The sequence below is a fragment of the Pseudomonas sp. RIT778 genome (assembly GCF_019718735.1).
Classification (GTDB): Bacteria; Pseudomonadota; Gammaproteobacteria; order Pseudomonadales; family Pseudomonadaceae; genus Aquipseudomonas; species Aquipseudomonas aphyarum.
In genome coordinates this window covers 78,496-94,999 of the sequence record NZ_JAIHBA010000013.1, presented here as the reverse complement: position 1 = coordinate 94,999, position 16,504 = coordinate 78,496, and the positions used below count along the sequence as shown (strand labels likewise).

The following is a 16,504-nucleotide window of genomic DNA, read 5'->3' as shown; positions in this document are numbered from 1 at the left end:
CATCGTGTACATCAAGGGACGCTACATCGTGTCGACCTGTGCTCTGCTGTTTTTTCAGCAGGCACTGGCGAGCGGAATGGACTGTACAAAGGCGGCGAGTGTTGTGGAGAAGGCGATTTGCGCGGACAAGCCGTTGTATGAGCTGGATGCGCGGATGGGGGCGGCCTACCGGAAGTTGATGAAGGCTGCACCGGCGCAGGCCGAAGTGAAAAAGGCTCAGCGTCAGTGGCTGAAGGAGCGTGATCGGTGTGGTGAGGAGGTCAGTTGTCTGAGCCAGCGTTATCAGGATCGTTTGCAGGTGTTGCACGCGCAGTGGATCGACGCAGTGGCCTACAAACCGGACGAGATCGATAAACAGGTCATGGAGGATCTGCAGCAGCGGATTCGGGAGATGAGCAAGGAGAATCCGGAGTTTGCGCTGGAGCGGGCGCTGAATTCTATGACCCTTGGCTACGTCGGCAGCTCGTTTTCAGCCGAGCTGGATGAAGATGAGCAACCGCTCTTCCCCACGACCATCCCCAAAGAAGTCACGCAAGACGAGTGGAAAGCACTGCAAGCATCCGACATCAAGGGAGCCGCAGAGTCCGGCCAAACCTCGTACACCCTGATGGATCTGGATGGTGACGGCCAGCGCGACCTCATCGTGGAAACCTACGCCGGCGGAACCGGGATGTTTCATTACACGGAAACCTGGCGTCGGAGCGACAGCAGATTTATCAGGAGAACTGCTGAGTTTTCCTCTCAGAACAGTAACGACAGCGTCCTTTTCTATACCAATGACCGCGGTGCCAATCAGTCCGCATACTTGATCGGCACTCACGGAAAAATCTATTTCGCCTACCAAAACGGCAGCTACGGCGAAGATCAGGTCTACCTGCTCAATCCCCTGAAGATCAACAGGCAGGTGCCGACGGTCAGCGTGCGCTATGACTACCAACTGACGGTTCCACACACTCAGTACATCGAGGACAGCGATAAAGCCTACGAACTGGAACCGTCCCTGCAGAAGGTGCTCGCCAAAGCTGTGACCGGTCTGGACGCAAATGCGGGGATGACGGGACAGCAGAAAAAGCCGCTCTGCCCCATCCCCCAATCCGCCAAGGACATTGAGGAGTACTACGGCTATGGTGCGAGCTACTACGCGGTCGAACCTGTCGCCGACTTCCCCGTGATCATTGGTGATGATTGTTATGTCGCAAGACTGATCAACTGGTTCGGTACCTACGACGAAAAAAACGGTCTTCCTGCGTTACTGTTGATGCGCAAGCCGGAGTCCGAAGATCCGCAGCGCAGTTATTCAGTGAACGGGCGCCGACATATCACCCAGGTCAGCACATCAGTCGGCAAAACCAAAGGCGGAGCTGAAAGTCTCTAAAGCTTCGCGCCCTTCGAAATACAAAAAAGCCCCACCAGTTTTCTCTGCATGGGGCTTTTCAATTCAGGGCGCTTCTCAGACCTCCGCCACCAACACATCGGCAATCCGGATACTCAACGCCGCACCTGTCAGCGTCGGGTTCACGCAGGAGGACGATGGCATGACGCTCGTGCCCGCGATGAACAGATTGGAATGGTCGTGACTGCGGCAATCGCGGTCCACCACGGAGTCTTTCGGGTCATCGCCCATGATGGTGGTGCCCATGATGTGCTGCCGATTCTGGAAGCCCGTGTCGGTGCTGAGGATGTCGGCGTCGAGCAGTTTCGCAAACTGTTTGAAGTCCTCCAGAGCCTTCTCTTTGCCGGCGTGCCAGTAGTCGGGAACGCTGTAGTAGATCTCGGGAACCGGCAGACCGATTGCGTCGAACTTGGTCTTGCTCGGGGTGACCCGGTTTTCCGGCAGTGGCAAGGTTTCGAAGTCGACAGCCCAGTTCAGGGAGCGCGCCGATTGCAGCCGGATCTGCTCATCGAGCTTCGAGCCCAGCACGCCTTTGGCAATTAGGTTCGAAGTGATCTGCGACGTCGGCACGGTGTTGCGCACCTTGATCTTGTAGCTCGGATAATCGTTGCGAAACGCGCCATCGCGGCTGTTCAGATAAACCAGCAATTGCGTCGGCCCTTCGCCCGGCCACATGTCTTCCTTGGTCATGACGTTCATGCTGATGCCGGTGTGATCCATCAGGTTGCGCCCGACCTGATCCGACGAGTTGGCAATCCCGTTCGGATACTTTTCCGAGGTCGACATCAAGAGCAGCTTCGGCGACTCGATACCGTAAGCCGCCAGCACAAAGGCCCGTGCGGTCAGTTTGTGTTTGGACTTGTCGGGGCGCATGTACCAGATCGCGGTGATCTTTCCATCGTCGCCCGCCTCGATCTTGTAGACCACGGAGTTGTCCAGCACCTTGGCGCCATGACGCTCGGCTTCATCGATATGCATCGAACCGTCGTACTTCGCCGCGATCGGGCACACCGGGTTGCAGTTGTTGTTGCCGGCGCAGGGAGGCCGTTTGCCATAGGGGCGGGTTGCCCGGCCATTCGGCTCGAGGATCGGGTTATACCCGCCCTTGCTGAGCAATTCGGAAAGGCGCTTGAACATGTAGCTCGGTTTCAGGCCTTCCATCGGATAGGGAATCGAGCGCGGTGGATAGGCGTCTCCGCCCTGCCCGCTTTCGTCCTGGCCGTCGACGCCGGAAACGCCCAGTTCGATTTCAGCTCGAGCGTAATACGGTTCCAGTTCGTCATAACTGATGGGCCAGTCACGACCACGGCCATACAACGACTTGAGACGAAAATCGTTGGGCAGCATGCGCCACAGCGATGACCCGAAATGCCAGGTGGTGCCGCCCACCACACGCAGATAAGAGGTGTTGTATTTCACCGGCCCTACCTGCTGCAGATAGTCGCCATAGGTAGAGGGCGCATGGGGCAGGCTCGGATAAGGCGACCCGGCACCCTGCAGCTTCGCATTGGCCAGCGAGAGTTTCACCGGAGCATTGCGGAACGTTTCCACCACATCACGGCGATTCACCCGAGGACCGGCCTCGAGCACGATCACCGACTTGTTCGCTTTGGCCAGGCCCGTGGCGATCAGGCCGCCCATGACACCGGAGCCGATGATCACCACATCGGCATCGAATTGATCGCTGCTCATACTGTCGAGTCCTGATTGACTGCTGGTTTGGGACCCCATGAATCCGGGCCGCCACCGTAGGTTGGAATGATGAGAATGCCGTGAGTGGGCTGATACATCATGGCGAGGGAATAGCTGATCAGCTCGGCATCCGCCGGCTCACCGACAATGCCCAGATACCAGGCGGAAATGATGCTGGTGGCCGTGGCTCGCAGCGATGGATCCGGATTCGGCTGCGCCAGGTATTCGTCGACATGCCTGTACCCCTGTGCGCCGATCAATTGCTTCAGGGCAATTACATTGGTCGAGAAATTCGGCGCGCGCTTGTCCAGTGCGGCGTAGTAACGACCGGCCAGAACCGGATTGACCGCACGACTGACCAGAAACCGGGAAAGCGCAATGAAATCGTCGCTGGAAACCTGGGCTGCCAGCACAGACTGCCAGGGCAGCGCACCACCGATCATCGCCGCCAGCCCCAGTGTCACGGAACCGCGCAACAGGTTGCGGCGAGTGAGCCCCGTCGAGCCTTCGGTTTGAGTTTTTACGTGTTTGTGCGTCATTGAAGTGTCCATTGCTCAGGCCTCCTTGCGCCGACGTGCAATCAAGGCCCATGCGCCCAGGCCGATCAACAAGCACACGAGAATGATGACCGGGATCGTAAACTTCGCCATCACTGCCAGCGGTGCCTTGGGACCACCTTCCCGTACCTGCGCCACATCGGCGGCGGTGACAATCGTGTCGGCATTGCCGTAGCGCGACAGCACGTAGTTGCTGACGTCGGCAATCTGCTGGTCGTTCAGGCGGTCGGTGAACAGCGCGTCCGGGCCGAATGCCGGCATGTCGATGGCCACACCGTCGACTTCGCGGTGCACGCCATACACGATGGCCGCAATCAGGTTGTCGCTGCGACTGGTGGCGGTGTTGTGAAACAGCGATGGATATTCCCGCGTGCCTTGACCGTCAGGCTGGTGACAGTTGGCGCAAGTGCCACTGAAAATGTGCCAGCCCGGGTTGTCCCCCGGTTTGCCTCCGCGCAGCGTCAATTCATCGACCGAAGCCTGACCGTACTCGTGCCGGGCCTTGCTCTCCCCGGTCTTGATCGGCGCGGTCTGCAACAGATAGGCCGCGATGGCCTTGAGATCCACATCGCTCAGATGCTGCAGGCTGTTCTCCACCGCCTCGGCCATCGGCCCCGCTGCCTGGGCCTTGCCCTCGACGTGACCGGTACGCAGATAGGCCACGATCTCGTCGCTCGACCAGGCACCGATGCCGCTGACTTTGTCGGAAGTGATATTGGGGGCATACCAACTGCCCAGCGATCCGCCGGCCAACGGCTTTGCGCTGTCGGCCGCCATCAGGACATTGCGCGGTGTATGACAGGTGTCGCAGTGAGCCAGGCCGTTGACCAGATAGTCGCCACGATTGACCTCGGCGGACTTGGCCGGATCCGGTGTGAAGCGTGTTTTGCTGTGGAACAGCGCGTTCCAGCCAATCATCGATGCACGGATATTGAACGGGAAATCCAGAGCGGTTTTCTGGTTCGGCGTATCGACCGGCGTCACCTCATGCATGAAGTAGTCGTAGAGCGCAGCAATGTCGCTGTCGGTCATCTTCGAATAAGAGGTGTAGGGCATCGCCGGGTAAAGCCGAGTGCCATCGGCCGCCACCCCGTCACGCACCGCACGGGCGAATTGCTCTGACGTGTAATTGCCGATACCGGCCGTTTTCGAAGGCGTGATATTGGTCGAATAAATGGTGCCCATCGGTGAGCCGAGCGGATAGCCGCCCGCAAAAGCCTTGCCGCCTGGCGCCGTGTGGCAAGCCACACAGTCAGCCGCTACCGCCAGACGCTTGCCCACCGACGCGGTGCTGTCGAGCGCCTCGCCATGCGCAGTTCCAGCCGCGGCGATCAACAGCGTAACCAATCCGGCAAAGGCGTACCCCCTGCGTTTCCCTTTATCAATGCGACGCGACATGAGTCCTACCCTAGGCTGCTTCGTTCTTTTTTTTCACGGTTCCGGCAAGCACGAACACGGCATCCTCGCCATCTCGTAAGCCGAGGACGAAGAGGTACGATGTCGTACGTATTTTTGGAATATTCCACATAATGTAACACTTTGCAATAAATAGAAAAGGCCAAGTGCCATCTTTTGTATGTATGTGCTGAATGCTCTAAACCAATGGTTACAAGGGGTTTTATGCAGAATATATTTAGATGAGAAACAACTAGTAACCCTACAGTTGTGGACTCCGCAGCCGAAAGATGTACGACGACACGCCATTTACCTACGAGCTGCGCTCGATATTGACCCGCCCCCACATGTCAGCAGGATGCCCCTTATGAGTTGGTTGAATGACGCAAGACTTTCCACGAAATTGATCACGGCCTTCGCGGCGTGCGCCTTCATTACTTTGGGGGTGGGCCTGCTGGGAAGCCGGGGAGTGACCGAGCTTTCGACGAGCCTCAGATCGGTGTTCGGCAACAACCTGGTCGCCGTCGCCAACATTGCGCAGACCAAAATCAAGGCTGTCGGACAGACCCGTGACATGTATCGGCTTTACGTCGCCACAGCCGCCAACCTGCCACAGAGCACCAAGGACGAATTCCTCGCCTCGATGAGCGCCAACCAGTTGGCGAGCGAAAAAGCCTTTGCCGAATACCGAAAAACCGAGCTTGCCGACGACGAACGTGCGGCCGGTGACCGAATGGAAAAAGCCTGGCCCGTTTACCAGGCGATCGTGCAAAGGTATCTGGCCCTGATGAAGGCCGGGGACCTGGAAAACGGCCGCGAATTGCTGCTCGGCGACCTGCAGAAAAACTACCGCGTCGTCATGGACGAATTGACCATCATGACCAACTCCAACGATATGCAAGTCAGCGAAGCCGCAAAACGATCGGTTCTGACGGAGTCTTCCGCCAAGACGTCGCTGTACATTGGCATCGTGCTGGCCTTCGTCGCTGCGATTTTGCTTGGCCTGTTCATCAGCCGACTGATCAGCCGCCCCATCTCCAAAGCCGTTGAAAGCGCCCGAAGCATCGCTGGGGGCGACCTGACTCAGCAGATCGTCAGCACCGGCCGCGACGAGGCCGGCCAGTTGCTCACGGCCCTGGCCGAGATGCAGGGCAGTCTGAAAAGCACTATCCAGCAGATCGCCAGCGCGGCAGATCAACTGGCTTCAGCTGCAGAAGAACTCACCGCCGTCACTGACAATGGAAGCCGTGGCTTGATACGTCAGAATGACGAGATCCAGCAGGCTGCGACCGCCGTCACGGAGATGACCTCCGCTGTGGAGGAGGTTGCGCGCAACGCGGTATCCACTTCCGAGGCCTCCCAGACCACCAGCCGGGAAGCCAGCAACGGCCGCGACCAGGCGCGAAACGCCGTTGCCGCGATCAACCATGCAACCACGGAAATCGCTACCTCCACGACCATGGTCAAGGATCTGGCAGAGAAAGTACGGGACATCGGCAAGGTTCTGGATGTCATCAGGGGGATAGCAGAGCAAACCAATCTGCTGGCGCTTAACGCCGCCATCGAGGCTGCACGCGCGGGTGAGCAAGGTCGAGGTTTTGCCGTCGTTGCCGACGAGGTAAGAGCCCTGGCGGCGAGAACCCAGGCTTCGACGGGGGAAATCGAAGGCATGATCAACGACGTTCGCAACAGTGCAGACGAAGCCGTTGGCGCCATGGGGAAAAGTCAGGCACTGGTCAGCGAAACCCAGTCACTGGCGCAAGCGACCGGCCAGGCCCTGGAGCTGATTGCCGACGGCATCTCGCAGATCAATGACCGCAACCTCGTCATCGCGACAGCCTCGGAAGAACAGGCACACGTTGCTCGTGAAGTGGACCGAAATCTGGTCAACATTCAGGATCTTTCCACCCAGACAGCGGCAGGCGCGCATCAGACCAGCGCCTCGACTCAGGAACTCTCCAACCTGGCGGCGTCGTTCAACACAATGGTCAGTCGCTTCCGCTTATAAATTCGTGAAAACAAAAAGCCCCGCGCAGATCACTCTGCGCGGGGCTTTTCAATAGATGGTGTCCCAGGGCAGGTTCGAACTGCCAACCTTCCCCTTAGGAGGGGGATGCTCTATCCAATTGAGCTACTGGGACACAGGACTGTCAGTGCGACAGACGGCGTGCATGTTAACGGCCGGGCCCTGATTTGTCATGTCGTCCGCAGGGCTTTTTAAGTGTAGGCAGGCGCCTCGCAAGGGGGCCGGATGTTTTACCGTGCAATTTGCATCACCGCAAAAAGCCATCATTGCAGAATGCAATGCGCCCTCTCCGAAAAACCCTGTTAAATGCTTGTTTTTAAAGGACTTAACAGCGGTTAGACTATTGGCACGACGGCTGCTTTACCGGTTCTTATACAAGAACAATCGGAGACTCGTCTCATGAACAGCGCCCTCGTGTTCGCAAACGCAATCGCACTGGCCGTCCTGGTGGGCTTTCACTTCGTCCCCGAGGACAACGAGAAAGTGGCCGGGCGCATGCCGCATTACCTGCAAGTGCAGAAGGCGCCGCAATGGGCGGTGTTGAGCGATCAGAGCTTCGCCCCGCAAGCGGTCAGCGAGTCTGAACAGGCGTTGCCGGCGCATTCGACTGAACGTCTGGTGTTTTGAAATATCTTCAGGAGTACAGCATGTCCAAGTCAGCTGCAGGATTTCTGATCCTCGCCTTATTGAGTGGCCTCGGGCATTTTTCGCTGTTCGAGGAAACCGAAATATCCCTGCCGCTGATCGGTTGCGGCGTCTTCTCGGCGCTGTTCGTATTGGCGCTGGTGGCCGGTCGCAAGATCAAGTTTGATCCGGTATTGCGCTAAGCCTGACCAGCTCCAGCAGATGATGGACGGCGTCGGCCAGGTCGCCCGAGTTGTCGATCAGATACACAGGGCTATCGGTTGATCGCCTGTCCTTGAATAGCGTGTTGCGGGCCAGCCTCGCATCGATCTGCTCAAGCGTCTCCCGGCCACGCCGGAGCAGGCGCTCACGCAAGACGTTATCTCGAACCGTCAGCAACACCGGCACCAGTGTCGGATAGCTTTCCAGCGCCTGCCGGAGGTTCGCCCGAGAGCCGTTCACCAAGACGTGTTTACCAGCTTTCAACCATTGGTCCATTTCCACCGGAATCCCGTAGGCGAGACCATTGGCCTCCCACGCCAGTGCAAACTCGCCGGCGCGCTGACGCTGCTCGAACTCCTGGGGCGTCACGCCGATCGCATCCTCACCCACGGATTCGGCCGAACGGGTGATCACTCGTCTGATGATTTCGCAGTTCAACGCCCGCAAGGGTTCCCGCGCAGCCTCGATCAGACTGTCCTTGCCTGAGCCGGAAGGTCCCATCAGGTAAATCAGCCTGCCATCCATCCTGAAAACGCCCTCCGGCGGGCATTTGCCCCTAGTAAATCGGCCATTTGCCACTATCCTGTACAAGGTAAGGAACAACGATTCAACCCGCATAGCATGCACGTTCTGACGCCTTCGGGCATCAGTCGACGTGTTTCAGGACGCGGTCAGCGATATGGACCGATGCTTTCTTTTCAAACCAGTCCGCATTTCTGATAATTGGTGCTGGCATTACGCCTTTACCCGGATCAATATTTGTCACAGAATTGACGCCAATGATCTGGCAATTTTGAGGCATGATGCGCGCCTCTTAACAATTCAGGTTGAACCATTTGGCGCGGATGCTTGTCCTACCACACATCCTGCGGCCAATCCCGAGAACCGCTCCCCTGAACTAACCGGTTAAATATATGCGCCCATTGAAACAGGCAATTTATTCCAGCCGTACGGCTGACAAGTTCGTCGTACGTCTGCCAGACGGAATGCGTGAACGCATTGCCGAGGTGGCTCGCAATCATCATCGCAGCATGAACTCCGAGATCATTGCGCGCCTTGAGCAGAGTCTTATTCAGGAAGGTGCACTGGGCGAAGAGCTGAGCATGCGCCTGGACAGCCCGGAGCTGTCGCTGCACGAACGCGAGCTGCTGCAACGCTTCCGCCAGCTCTCCCACCGCCAGCAGAACGCGCTGGTTTCTCTGATCGCCCACGACGCCGAAATGGCCGCAGACGCATCCTGAGTCAAACCGAACATCTCAAGCCAGCATGAATGCTGGCTTTTTTTTGCCTGCAATTTGAGTTTTCCAAGTGTCTAGTCCTGAAATAGGTTTACACCTGTTTCACCCTAACGCCCGATGCACCGCATCGGGCGTTTTGTATTTTAAGGACAGGTGCGGGCGCTCCTGGTTGTAGATCAAGATCGCCTCCCGCACCATTTGCTCCGCTTGCGCCAAGTCTGTCGGTCGGTGGAGCAAGAGCTCTGTCTTCAAGATGCCATTGACTCGCTCTGCCAAGGCGTTTTGGTAGCAGTCGTAGCCATCAGTCATTGAGCACGTGATGCCATGTTTGACATGGAGCTTTTGATATAGCGCCGAGCAGTACTGCACACCTCGATCCGAGTGATGAACCAGTTTCTGGCGTGTTCGACGCGTCTTCAAGGCCATACGCAAGGCTTGAGCCACTGAGTCGGCATGCAAGCTGCCATGCACGTGATAGCCGACGATCTTTCTTGAGAAGGCATCCGTCACCAGACTCAAATAGACCGGATCATCACGTTTGGTGGACAGATAAGTGATATCGGCCACCCAAACCTGTTCCGGACCGGTAGCGACAACTTGCGACGGGCCTGGTTTGAGCAGATTGGGATGGCAGCGGAAGTGATGATGACTGTCGGTCGTTTTGTGATAAGCCCGCTTCCTGCGGACCAGTTGGCGGTAATCACGCAAGACCGCCAATAACCGATCGCGGCCGACATGCAGCTCCTGTTTCTCACGCTCCGCGTGCATCAACGAGTGCAATTTGCGGGCGCCAATGCAGGGTTGGCGTACTCGGATTGTCTGCACAAACTGGATGAGTTTCTGATCTTGCTCGATGCGAGCCCGATAGACGCGATTACGTTTGTAAAAGGCTTGGCGACTGATCCCCATAAACTGGCAAGCCCTGCTGACACTCAGGGTTTGGGTTTGCGCAACGACTTGCCGGGCCGCTTTTTTACGACAGAGACGCCGTAGTCGTTCTTCAGTACATCCACCACGTCTTCAAAAAACTTGGCTTTCTGATTCGCCAGCGCCAACTGCTCCTCAAGTTCTTTGATTCTCTGCTCGGGTGTTAAGGGCAAAGTGGGCTCGTCCATCGGTCGGGTCCTTTGGGAACGAATGGAGGCGCCTTGGCTCCAGTCTTGCCGACCATGCTTGCGTAACCAAACCAACACCGTCGATCGACCCTGAATTCCGTAGCGCCGTTGAGCCTCTTTATAACTCAACTCGCCTTTTTCGACTTGGTCGACAACCGACAATTTAAAAGTCAGCGTGTAATCGCGTTGACTGCGTTTTGCGCCCGAATCCATTGCACACTCCTGATAAGAAGCCAGAAGGTGTAAACCTTATTCAGGACGAGACACCAGAAATACAAAAGCCCCCATCGAGAAATCGATGGGGGCTTTTTTATTCGCCTCGATCACTGGCCTTCATGGCAATCCGCTTGCCCGCACGACTGGCAATCCCGCTCGCCTGCCCGTTCTGCTGCTTGCCCATTCGTGCCTGGGTAATCAATCCGGGAATCAGTTCCCCCTCCGGCAGGTTCTTCCAGAACCGCGTCGGCAAATGCCCTTGCATGACTTTCTCGTTCAAACGCGCCGGGTTGAAGATGTGGCTGTAGTACGTCAGCCATAAATCACCGTGGGGATCATCGACGTTCTGCGCCAGTTGCTGCCATTCCACCGGGCACTGACGCTGATGGATCAATTGCTCGCCATCGTAATAAACCCCGTCGCGGGGCGTAGCGATCAGCCAGCGATGCCGACCCATGCGCCCGATGAAGTGTTCGCTGGCGCTGTGCAGGATGTCGTGGGCCGGTTCGTGCCACGCGACGTATTGCGGGCCCGGCAACTCTGGCGGGCGCTCGATGAAACGCACGAACGCATGCAGATGATGTGCTTCGCGCTGCACCTGCTTGATCCGCCGCTGCAACTCGCTGCCCAGTCTGTCGCCGGCCATCATTGCCGTGCGATCGCCATGGCTGACTCGCCACAGCACTTCATACAGCAGACTCCAGCGCTGATCGCCTCGGTATCGCGACGCTTGTTCCAGGGTGTCGAGCAACGCACGCGGGATGCGCGCCTGAAACGGCCCCTGCCCTTCGGGCACCGACACATCACTGGCAAACAGATCACTCACCCCTTCCGACGCCCAGCTCACCAGACTCGGATCGACTTCATGGCTGAGCAGCCAGCGCGCCTGTTGGCGCCAGCTGTCGAACAGGTCGTCGCAATCGAGATTGATCATCCCCACAGCCCCATCTGCTGTGGCATCGGCCGGTCGCGCAACTGCTGATAGAGCATCTGGCTGGTGACCTCGGCCTGCTGCGGGTGGTAATCGCTGGTGATGATGAACGGCTTGGCCTTGGCCAGCACACAGCGCATGCGGGCCACGTCCTCGTAGCGAATGCGCCGCTGCCGACGCAGCTCCACCAAACGTTCGGTGGTGCGCAGGCCGATGCCGGGGATACGTGAGATCAGCGCCGGTTCAGCGCGATTGAGGTCCAGCGGAAACACCTCACGATTCTGCAGCGCCCAGGCCAGTTTCGGGTCGATGTCCAGCGCCAGATTGCCCGGCCCCTGAAGCAATTCACCAGCGGTATAGCCATAACCGCGCAACAGAAAATCCGCCTGATACAAGCGGTGCTCGCGCATCAGTGGTGGTGCGGCCAGCGGCACGCTTTTCGGGCTGTCGGGAATCGGGCTGAAGGCCGAGTAATAGACCCGGCGCAGACGGAAGTTGCCGTAAAGCGCCTGCGCGCTGTGCAGGATGGTGCTGTCGTCGGTGTCATCGGCACCCACAATCATCTGCGTACTCTGCCCGGCCGGGGCGAACTTTGGTGCGCGGGGTTCGTTGAGCACGGTCTGCACACCGGTGTAGATGGTGTTCATCGCCTGCTTGATCGAACCGATGTGCTTCTCCGGCGCCAGGGTTTGCAGGCTGGCATCGGTGGGCAATTCGATGTTGACGCTCAAACGATCGGCATAACGTCCGGCCTCTTCGATCAGCGCAGGATCCGCATCGGGAATGGTCTTGAGGTGAATGTAGCCACGGAATTCATGCTCTTCGCGTAACAGCTTCGCGACACGCACCAGTTGCTCCATGGTGTAGTCCGCCGAACGGATGATCCCCGAACTGAGGAACAACCCGCTGACGCAATTGCGCCGGTAGAAATCCAGCGTCAGCGTCACCACTTCCTCGGGCGTGAAACGCGCACGCGGCACGTCGCTGGAGCGGCGGTTGACGCAGTATTGGCAGTCGTAGAGGCAGAAATTGGTCAGCAGGACCTTGAGCAGTGACACGCAACGGCCGTCCGGCGTGTAGCTGTGGCAAATGCCCATGCCATCGGTCGATCCCAGCCCGCTTTTGCCCTCGGAGCTGCGCTTGGGCGCGCCGCTGCTGGCGCAGGAGGCGTCGTACTTGGCGGCGTCGGCGAGGATGCTGAGCTTGTCGATGATTTGCATGGCACGGACTCGATACTGTTCGCATATACAGTATAGACAGCGATTGGCTCACACAAGGCGCAATGCCGCTCTTCGTCGGAATGTCGCGCCGCAGCAGTCAGGTCAATTTGACTCAAAGGCAGTCAGATTGACTCGATTACACAAGCGTCATAATGACTATCAACCCTGCGCACCCCTTGATATTAAAGGCTGTCCGGCATGGCCCGAAAATTGACTGACTCCCCGTAGCCATTTGGCTGAAGACCAAAAACGGGAGTCGAACATGGATCATGTTTTTCAGGGCAAGCTTGCCGTCATCACCGGTGCCAGTTCAGGCATAGGCCTGGCCGCTACCGAGCGCCTGCTCGATCAAGGCGCGCGCGTATTGGCCATGTCGCGAAAACTCGGCGCACTGGCCGAACTGCTTGAGCGGTATCCGCAACAACTGGTCTGGCATCCCGGCGATGTCACTCAAGCCTCTGACCTTGCCTCCTTGGCCGAGCAGGCTGCGAGTCTGGGCCCAGCGAGTTTCGTGGTGCCCAATGCCGGTATCGCAGAACTCGCCGACGGGCTCGACAGCTCGGCGTTCGATCGCCAATGGGCGGTGAACGGCGCAAGTGCCCTGAACACCTTGGCCGCCCTGCGCCCGCACCTTGCAGACAGCGCTTCGGTGGTGTTCATCGGTACTTTTCTGGCCCAAATCAGTTTCGCGGGGCTGGCCGCCTACATCGCATCAAAAGCGGCGTTGATCGCCCATGCCCGGACCCTCGCGGTCGAGCTGGCACCCCATGGCGTGCGCATCAATTGCGTCTCCCCAGGCCCGACGGCAACGCCGATCTGGTCGACATTGGGCCTGAGTGACGAAGCGCTCGGGGACGTCGCCCAAGGCGTCAACAAACGTCTTTTGAGCGGGCAGTTTCTCGAACCTGCGGCAGTGGCCGACGTCATTCTTTTCCAGCTGGGCAATGGCGCACGCGGCGTCATCGGTCAGGATTGGGTGGTCGATAGCGGATACACCCTGAGCTAACGCGCATGCAGCGCTCCGGGCGCGGAATCCGTCAGCTGGCGACCTGACGAATCCCGCCCGGACTCGGGCACAACCAGACCCCATCGAGACGCCAGTTCTCGGCGCCCTTGCACCGTGAATGTCAGCGCGCGGCTGTCCAGATCCTGCGTCACCCATTTGCGCTTCAACGCCGCCTGCAACAACGCCGCCCCGAGCGAACCGCCCAGATGCGGCCGACGCATGCTCCAGTCCAGACACGGGCAGGCGAACCGTCGGCGCATCGTCGACAGATCCTTGACCTCAATGCCCAGCCCCTCAAAAAACGCCTCGCCGCTGTCACTGAGGCGATAAACCTGCTCGTCGGTTTCCACCAGCCAACCGCTCTCCAGCAGGCGGTCATGCAGCAACACCGCGAGCGTCCCGGCCATATGGTCGTAGCAGGTGCGGGCGAATTGCAGGCGATCCGGCGTGTGCGGCTTGAAGGTCGGCGCGGGGTTCTGGCCGATCACCATCAGCGCTTCCAGCGCCTGGGCCACGCGTTTGTCGGCGAGGCTGTAATAACGGTGGCGACCCTGCACATGCAGGCGCACCAGCGCCAAATCCTTGAGCTTGGCCAGGTGCGCGCTGGCGGTCGAGGCGCTGACGTCGGCGAGGGTCGCCAGCTCCGTGGCGGTGCGGGCGTGGCCGTCCATCAGCGAGCACAGCATTTTGGTTCGCGCCGGTTCCGCGATGGCGGCGGCCACTTGCGAGACGCCGATGTCTTGATGTTCTGCGTGCATATTTCGCTCCCGGACGAATCATCGCCCTCAAGGACTGGAGATAGTAGCAACACTTTCCCCACCGACAAGGTTGCGATCCATGGACCCGATCATCGCTGCGACTCACGCCGATCCCTACCCCTACTACGCCGAACTGCGCGCGGCGGGTGGGCTGACCTTTCACCAAGAACTGAAACTGTGGGTTGCCAGTAGCGCCCGCGCGGTCTGCGCGGTGCTGGCGCATCCGGATTGCCGGGTGCGTCCGGTGCAGGAGCCGGTGCCCAAAGCTATCGTCGCTGGAATGGCGGGCAAGGTGTTTGGCCAATTGATGCGCATGAACGATGGCGAAGCTCAGCGCTGCCCACGTTCGGCCATCGAGCCGCCGTTGGGGCTGTTTGATCGGGAAGAAGTCGGCGCTTTGGTGTCCGCGCGGCTGATAACGAACGACGCCGACGGCCTCTATAAAGCCATGTTTCGCGGCCCGGTGTGCGTGGTCGCCTCGCTGCTCGGGTTCACCCCGGCACAGGCGCGGGTCATCAGTGAACTGACGGCGGATTTCGCAGCATGCCTGTCGCCGCTGAGCAATGAACTGCAGCTGGCGGCAGCCCATCGGGCGGCGGAGCAATTGCGCGGATACTTCATTGAATTGCTGGCGGATCCGAACCCGTTTCTCGCCGACATCCAACAGCGATTCGTCGGCGATGAGGACGTGCTGCTCGCCAACCTGATCGGCCTCTGTTCGCAGACGTACGAGGCCACCGCCGGGCTTATCGGTAATGCTCTGGTGGCGTTGCAGCGTCAGACTGAATTACGCGCGGCGTCAGTGGATTCGTTGCTGGCTGAAGTCCAGCGCTTCGATCCTTCGGTACAGAACACCCGTCGATTTGTGGCGAACAGCTGTGAAATCGACGGCGTGCGGCTGGAAGCCGGCGATGTGATTCTGGTGTTGCTGGCGTCGGCCAATCGAGACCCGGCTCTAAATGAAAACCCGGATCGCTTCATGCCGGATCGCCCGAACCGCCGCAGCTTCTCGTTCGGCAGCGGTCGGCATCAATGTCCCGGACAGACGCTGGCGATGACGATCGCCCGCGCCACGCTCACTGAAATCCTCGCCCGCAACATTGATCCGGGAAGATTCGCGTGGCACTACCGGCCTTCGCTGAATGGACGAGTTCCGATGTTCAGCGAGGTGCAGCCTTAAGCGTTGCGCAATTCGATGGTCAGGTGCGAAAGTTCATGCACCGGCGCCAGGCGCTCACGGATCGCGTCGGCAGTCACGCCCCCCACCGCGACCACACTGACAATCGCCGCCCGCGCCTGCGGGCCGACCTGCCAGACGTGCAAATCGCTGATGCGCACATCATCGGAGGTTTCCAGCAGTTCGCGGATCTCCTCGGCCACGGGTTCATCGGTGGTGTCGAGCAACACGGCGGCGCTGTCGCGCATCAGGTTCCAGGCCCATTTGGCGATGACGATGGAACCGACGATGCCCATCACCGGGTCCATCCACACCCAGCCCAGATAGCGCCCGGCCAGCAGCGCGGCAATCGCCAGCACCGACGTCAACGCGTCCGCCAATACGTGCACGTAGGCTGAACGCAGGTTGTTGTCGTGATGGTGGTGATGGCCATGATCGTGGCTGTGGTCGTGACTATGGCCGTGGTCGTGATGGCTGTGGTGACCGGCCAGCAGAAAAGCGCTGAGCAGGTTGACGCCCAGGCCGACCACGGCAATCAAGGTTGCTTCGCCGAACGCCACACTGGTTGGCTGGAACAGACGGAAAACCGATTCCCCGGCAATCCCCAGCGACACCAGCCCCAACACCATCGCCGAGGCAAAACCCGCCAGATCACCGACCTTGCCGGTGCCGAAACTGTAGCGTCGGTTGTTGGCGTTACGCCGGGCAAAACCATAGGCTGCCGCCGCGATGCCCAAGGCGCCGGCGTGGGTCGCCATATGGAAACCGTCGGCCAGCAATGCCATGGAACCGGTGAGATAACCGGCGGCAATTTCGCCGATCATCATCACGAAGGTCAGCGCCACCACCCACAGGGTGCGGCGGGCGTTTTCATCGTGCGAAGCACCGAGAAACTGGTGGTTGTGGGAAAAGTCATCAACCTTGAGGGTCATGA

16 protein-coding genes, 1 tRNA gene and 1 pseudogene are annotated in these 16,504 nt (G+C 59.0%); 8 read left to right on the top strand and 10 right to left on the bottom strand.

What is annotated here, in order from left to right:
- Positions 1-4: 4 nt before the first annotated feature.
- Positions 5-1,375, top strand: coding sequence for a lysozyme inhibitor LprI family protein (locus tag K5E37_RS10360; protein ID WP_221533755.1), 1,371 nt, complete (start codon positions 5-7; stop codon positions 1,373-1,375).
- 75 nt (positions 1,376-1,450) lie between these two features.
- On the opposite strand, the gene K5E37_RS10355 is transcribed toward K5E37_RS10360, so the two are convergent.
- Genes K5E37_RS10355 through K5E37_RS10345 form a run of 3 tightly spaced genes read right to left on the bottom strand, consistent with a single transcriptional unit; the run spans position 1,451 to position 5,040 of the window.
- Positions 1,451-3,085 carry a GMC family oxidoreductase gene (locus K5E37_RS10355; protein ID WP_039772094.1) on the bottom strand — a complete coding sequence of 545 codons (1,635 nt, stop codon included), beginning with the start codon at positions 3,083-3,085 and terminating at the stop codon, positions 1,451-1,453.
- Positions 3,082-3,636 (bottom strand): sugar dehydrogenase complex small subunit, encoded by a 555-nt coding sequence (locus K5E37_RS10350; protein ID WP_127799415.1) that lies wholly within the window; start codon positions 3,634-3,636, stop codon positions 3,082-3,084. The genes K5E37_RS10355 and K5E37_RS10350 overlap by 4 nt, the downstream gene beginning before the upstream one ends.
- Before the next feature lie 3 nt (positions 3,637-3,639).
- Entirely contained in the window at positions 3,640-5,040 is a 1,401-nt protein-coding gene (locus tag K5E37_RS10345) for a cytochrome c (RefSeq protein WP_221533754.1), read from the bottom strand.
- Positions 5,041-5,218: 178 nt separating this feature from the next.
- Here K5E37_RS10345 and K5E37_RS29655 point away from each other — a divergent pair.
- A pseudogene (locus K5E37_RS29655) lies at positions 5,219-6,187 on the top strand (MCP four helix bundle domain-containing protein); the annotation flags it as partial.
- Positions 6,182-7,045: a methyl-accepting chemotaxis protein gene (locus tag K5E37_RS29650; RefSeq protein ID WP_408980479.1), complete on the top strand. Its 864-nt coding sequence runs from the start codon at positions 6,182-6,184 to the stop codon at positions 7,043-7,045. The pseudogene K5E37_RS29655 and the gene K5E37_RS29650, both read left to right, overlap by 6 nt.
- 56 nt (positions 7,046-7,101) lie before the next feature.
- Here K5E37_RS29650 and K5E37_RS10335 read toward each other — a convergent pair.
- A tRNA-Arg gene (locus tag K5E37_RS10335) sits at positions 7,102-7,178 on the bottom strand.
- A 284-nt stretch (positions 7,179-7,462) separates the two neighbouring features.
- Here K5E37_RS10335 and K5E37_RS10330 point away from each other — a divergent pair.
- Together K5E37_RS10330 and K5E37_RS10325 are read left to right on the top strand one after the other, a co-directional pair.
- Positions 7,463-7,690, top strand: coding sequence for a hypothetical protein (locus tag K5E37_RS10330; RefSeq protein ID WP_085701582.1), 228 nt, complete (start codon positions 7,463-7,465; stop codon positions 7,688-7,690).
- 20 nt (positions 7,691-7,710) lie between these two features.
- Positions 7,711-7,890 (top strand): PA3371 family protein, encoded by a 180-nt coding sequence (locus K5E37_RS10325; RefSeq protein WP_007960291.1) that lies wholly within the window; start codon positions 7,711-7,713, stop codon positions 7,888-7,890.
- Here K5E37_RS10325 and phnN read toward each other — a convergent pair.
- A complete protein-coding gene (gene phnN / locus K5E37_RS10320; RefSeq protein ID WP_221533753.1) occupies positions 7,865-8,434 on the bottom strand; it encodes a phosphonate metabolism protein/1,5-bisphosphokinase (PRPP-forming) PhnN in 570 nt (189 codons plus the stop codon). The genes K5E37_RS10325 and phnN overlap by 26 nt on opposite strands.
- Before the next feature lie 389 nt (positions 8,435-8,823).
- Between phnN and K5E37_RS10315 the strand changes: the two genes are divergently transcribed.
- Positions 8,824-9,150 carry an Arc family DNA-binding protein gene (locus tag K5E37_RS10315; RefSeq protein ID WP_003178899.1) on the top strand — a complete coding sequence of 109 codons (327 nt, stop codon included), beginning with the start codon at positions 8,824-8,826 and terminating at the stop codon, positions 9,148-9,150.
- Between the two features lie 99 nt (positions 9,151-9,249).
- On the opposite strand, the gene K5E37_RS10310 is transcribed toward K5E37_RS10315, so the two are convergent.
- From K5E37_RS10310 to K5E37_RS10300, 3 genes are all read right to left on the bottom strand, one after another.
- Positions 9,250-10,475 (bottom strand): IS3 family transposase gene (locus K5E37_RS10310; protein WP_408980453.1). Its coding sequence is split into 2 segments (ribosomal slippage): positions 9,250-10,124 and positions 10,124-10,475, totalling 1,227 coding nucleotides; the frame shifts between segments, so codons are not numbered across the junction.
- A 97-nt stretch (positions 10,476-10,572) separates the two neighbouring features.
- A complete protein-coding gene (locus K5E37_RS10305; RefSeq protein ID WP_221533752.1) occupies positions 10,573-11,412 on the bottom strand; it encodes a TIGR03915 family putative DNA repair protein in 840 nt (279 codons plus the stop codon).
- Positions 11,409-12,629, bottom strand: coding sequence for a putative DNA modification/repair radical SAM protein (locus K5E37_RS10300; RefSeq protein ID WP_064597572.1), 1,221 nt, complete (start codon positions 12,627-12,629; stop codon positions 11,409-11,411). Before K5E37_RS10300 ends, K5E37_RS10305 begins: the two co-directional genes overlap by 4 nt.
- A 262-nt stretch (positions 12,630-12,891) precedes the next feature.
- Between K5E37_RS10300 and K5E37_RS10295 the strand changes: the two genes are divergently transcribed.
- Positions 12,892-13,635, top strand: coding sequence for an SDR family NAD(P)-dependent oxidoreductase (locus K5E37_RS10295; RefSeq protein WP_221533751.1), 744 nt, complete (start codon positions 12,892-12,894; stop codon positions 13,633-13,635).
- Here K5E37_RS10295 and K5E37_RS10290 read toward each other — a convergent pair.
- Positions 13,632-14,393, bottom strand: a complete 762-nt coding sequence (locus tag K5E37_RS10290; RefSeq protein ID WP_221533750.1) for a helix-turn-helix transcriptional regulator — start codon at positions 14,391-14,393, stop codon at positions 13,632-13,634. The genes K5E37_RS10295 and K5E37_RS10290 overlap by 4 nt on opposite strands.
- A 79-nt stretch (positions 14,394-14,472) precedes the next feature.
- Between K5E37_RS10290 and K5E37_RS10285 the strand changes: the two genes are divergently transcribed.
- Positions 14,473-15,573, top strand: a complete 1,101-nt coding sequence (locus tag K5E37_RS10285; RefSeq protein ID WP_221533749.1) for a cytochrome P450 — start codon at positions 14,473-14,475, stop codon at positions 15,571-15,573.
- On the opposite strand, the gene dmeF is transcribed toward K5E37_RS10285, so the two are convergent.
- Positions 15,570-16,502, bottom strand: a complete 933-nt coding sequence (gene dmeF, locus K5E37_RS10280; protein ID WP_127800933.1) for a CDF family Co(II)/Ni(II) efflux transporter DmeF — start codon at positions 16,500-16,502, stop codon at positions 15,570-15,572. The genes K5E37_RS10285 and dmeF overlap by 4 nt on opposite strands.
- Positions 16,503-16,504: the final 2 nt, after the last annotated feature.

Coding starts and splice junctions, on each gene's coding strand:
- K5E37_RS29650 (WP_408980479.1), top strand. CDS start 6,182: ATGCAGGGCAGTCTGAAAAGCACTATCCAGCAGATCGCCAGCGCGGCA.
- K5E37_RS10300 (WP_064597572.1), bottom strand. CDS start 12,629: ATGCAAATCATCGACAAGCTCAGCATCCTCGCCGACGCCGCCAAGTAC.
- K5E37_RS10330 (WP_085701582.1), top strand. CDS start 7,463: ATGAACAGCGCCCTCGTGTTCGCAAACGCAATCGCACTGGCCGTCCTG.
- K5E37_RS10295 (WP_221533751.1), top strand. CDS start 12,892: ATGGATCATGTTTTTCAGGGCAAGCTTGCCGTCATCACCGGTGCCAGT.
- phnN (WP_221533753.1), bottom strand. CDS start 8,434: ATGGATGGCAGGCTGATTTACCTGATGGGACCTTCCGGCTCAGGCAAG.
- dmeF (WP_127800933.1), bottom strand. CDS start 16,502: ATGACCCTCAAGGTTGATGACTTTTCCCACAACCACCAGTTTCTCGGT.
- K5E37_RS10305 (WP_221533752.1), bottom strand. CDS start 11,412: ATGATCAATCTCGATTGCGACGACCTGTTCGACAGCTGGCGCCAACAG.
- K5E37_RS10355 (WP_039772094.1), bottom strand. CDS start 3,085: ATGAGCAGCGATCAATTCGATGCCGATGTGGTGATCATCGGCTCCGGT.
- K5E37_RS10345 (WP_221533754.1), bottom strand. CDS start 5,040: ATGTCGCGTCGCATTGATAAAGGGAAACGCAGGGGGTACGCCTTTGCC.
- K5E37_RS10325 (WP_007960291.1), top strand. CDS start 7,711: ATGTCCAAGTCAGCTGCAGGATTTCTGATCCTCGCCTTATTGAGTGGC.
- K5E37_RS10285 (WP_221533749.1), top strand. CDS start 14,473: ATGGACCCGATCATCGCTGCGACTCACGCCGATCCCTACCCCTACTAC.
- K5E37_RS10350 (WP_127799415.1), bottom strand. CDS start 3,636: ATGGACACTTCAATGACGCACAAACACGTAAAAACTCAAACCGAAGGC.
- K5E37_RS10315 (WP_003178899.1), top strand. CDS start 8,824: ATGCGCCCATTGAAACAGGCAATTTATTCCAGCCGTACGGCTGACAAG.
- K5E37_RS10290 (WP_221533750.1), bottom strand. CDS start 14,393: ATGCACGCAGAACATCAAGACATCGGCGTCTCGCAAGTGGCCGCCGCC.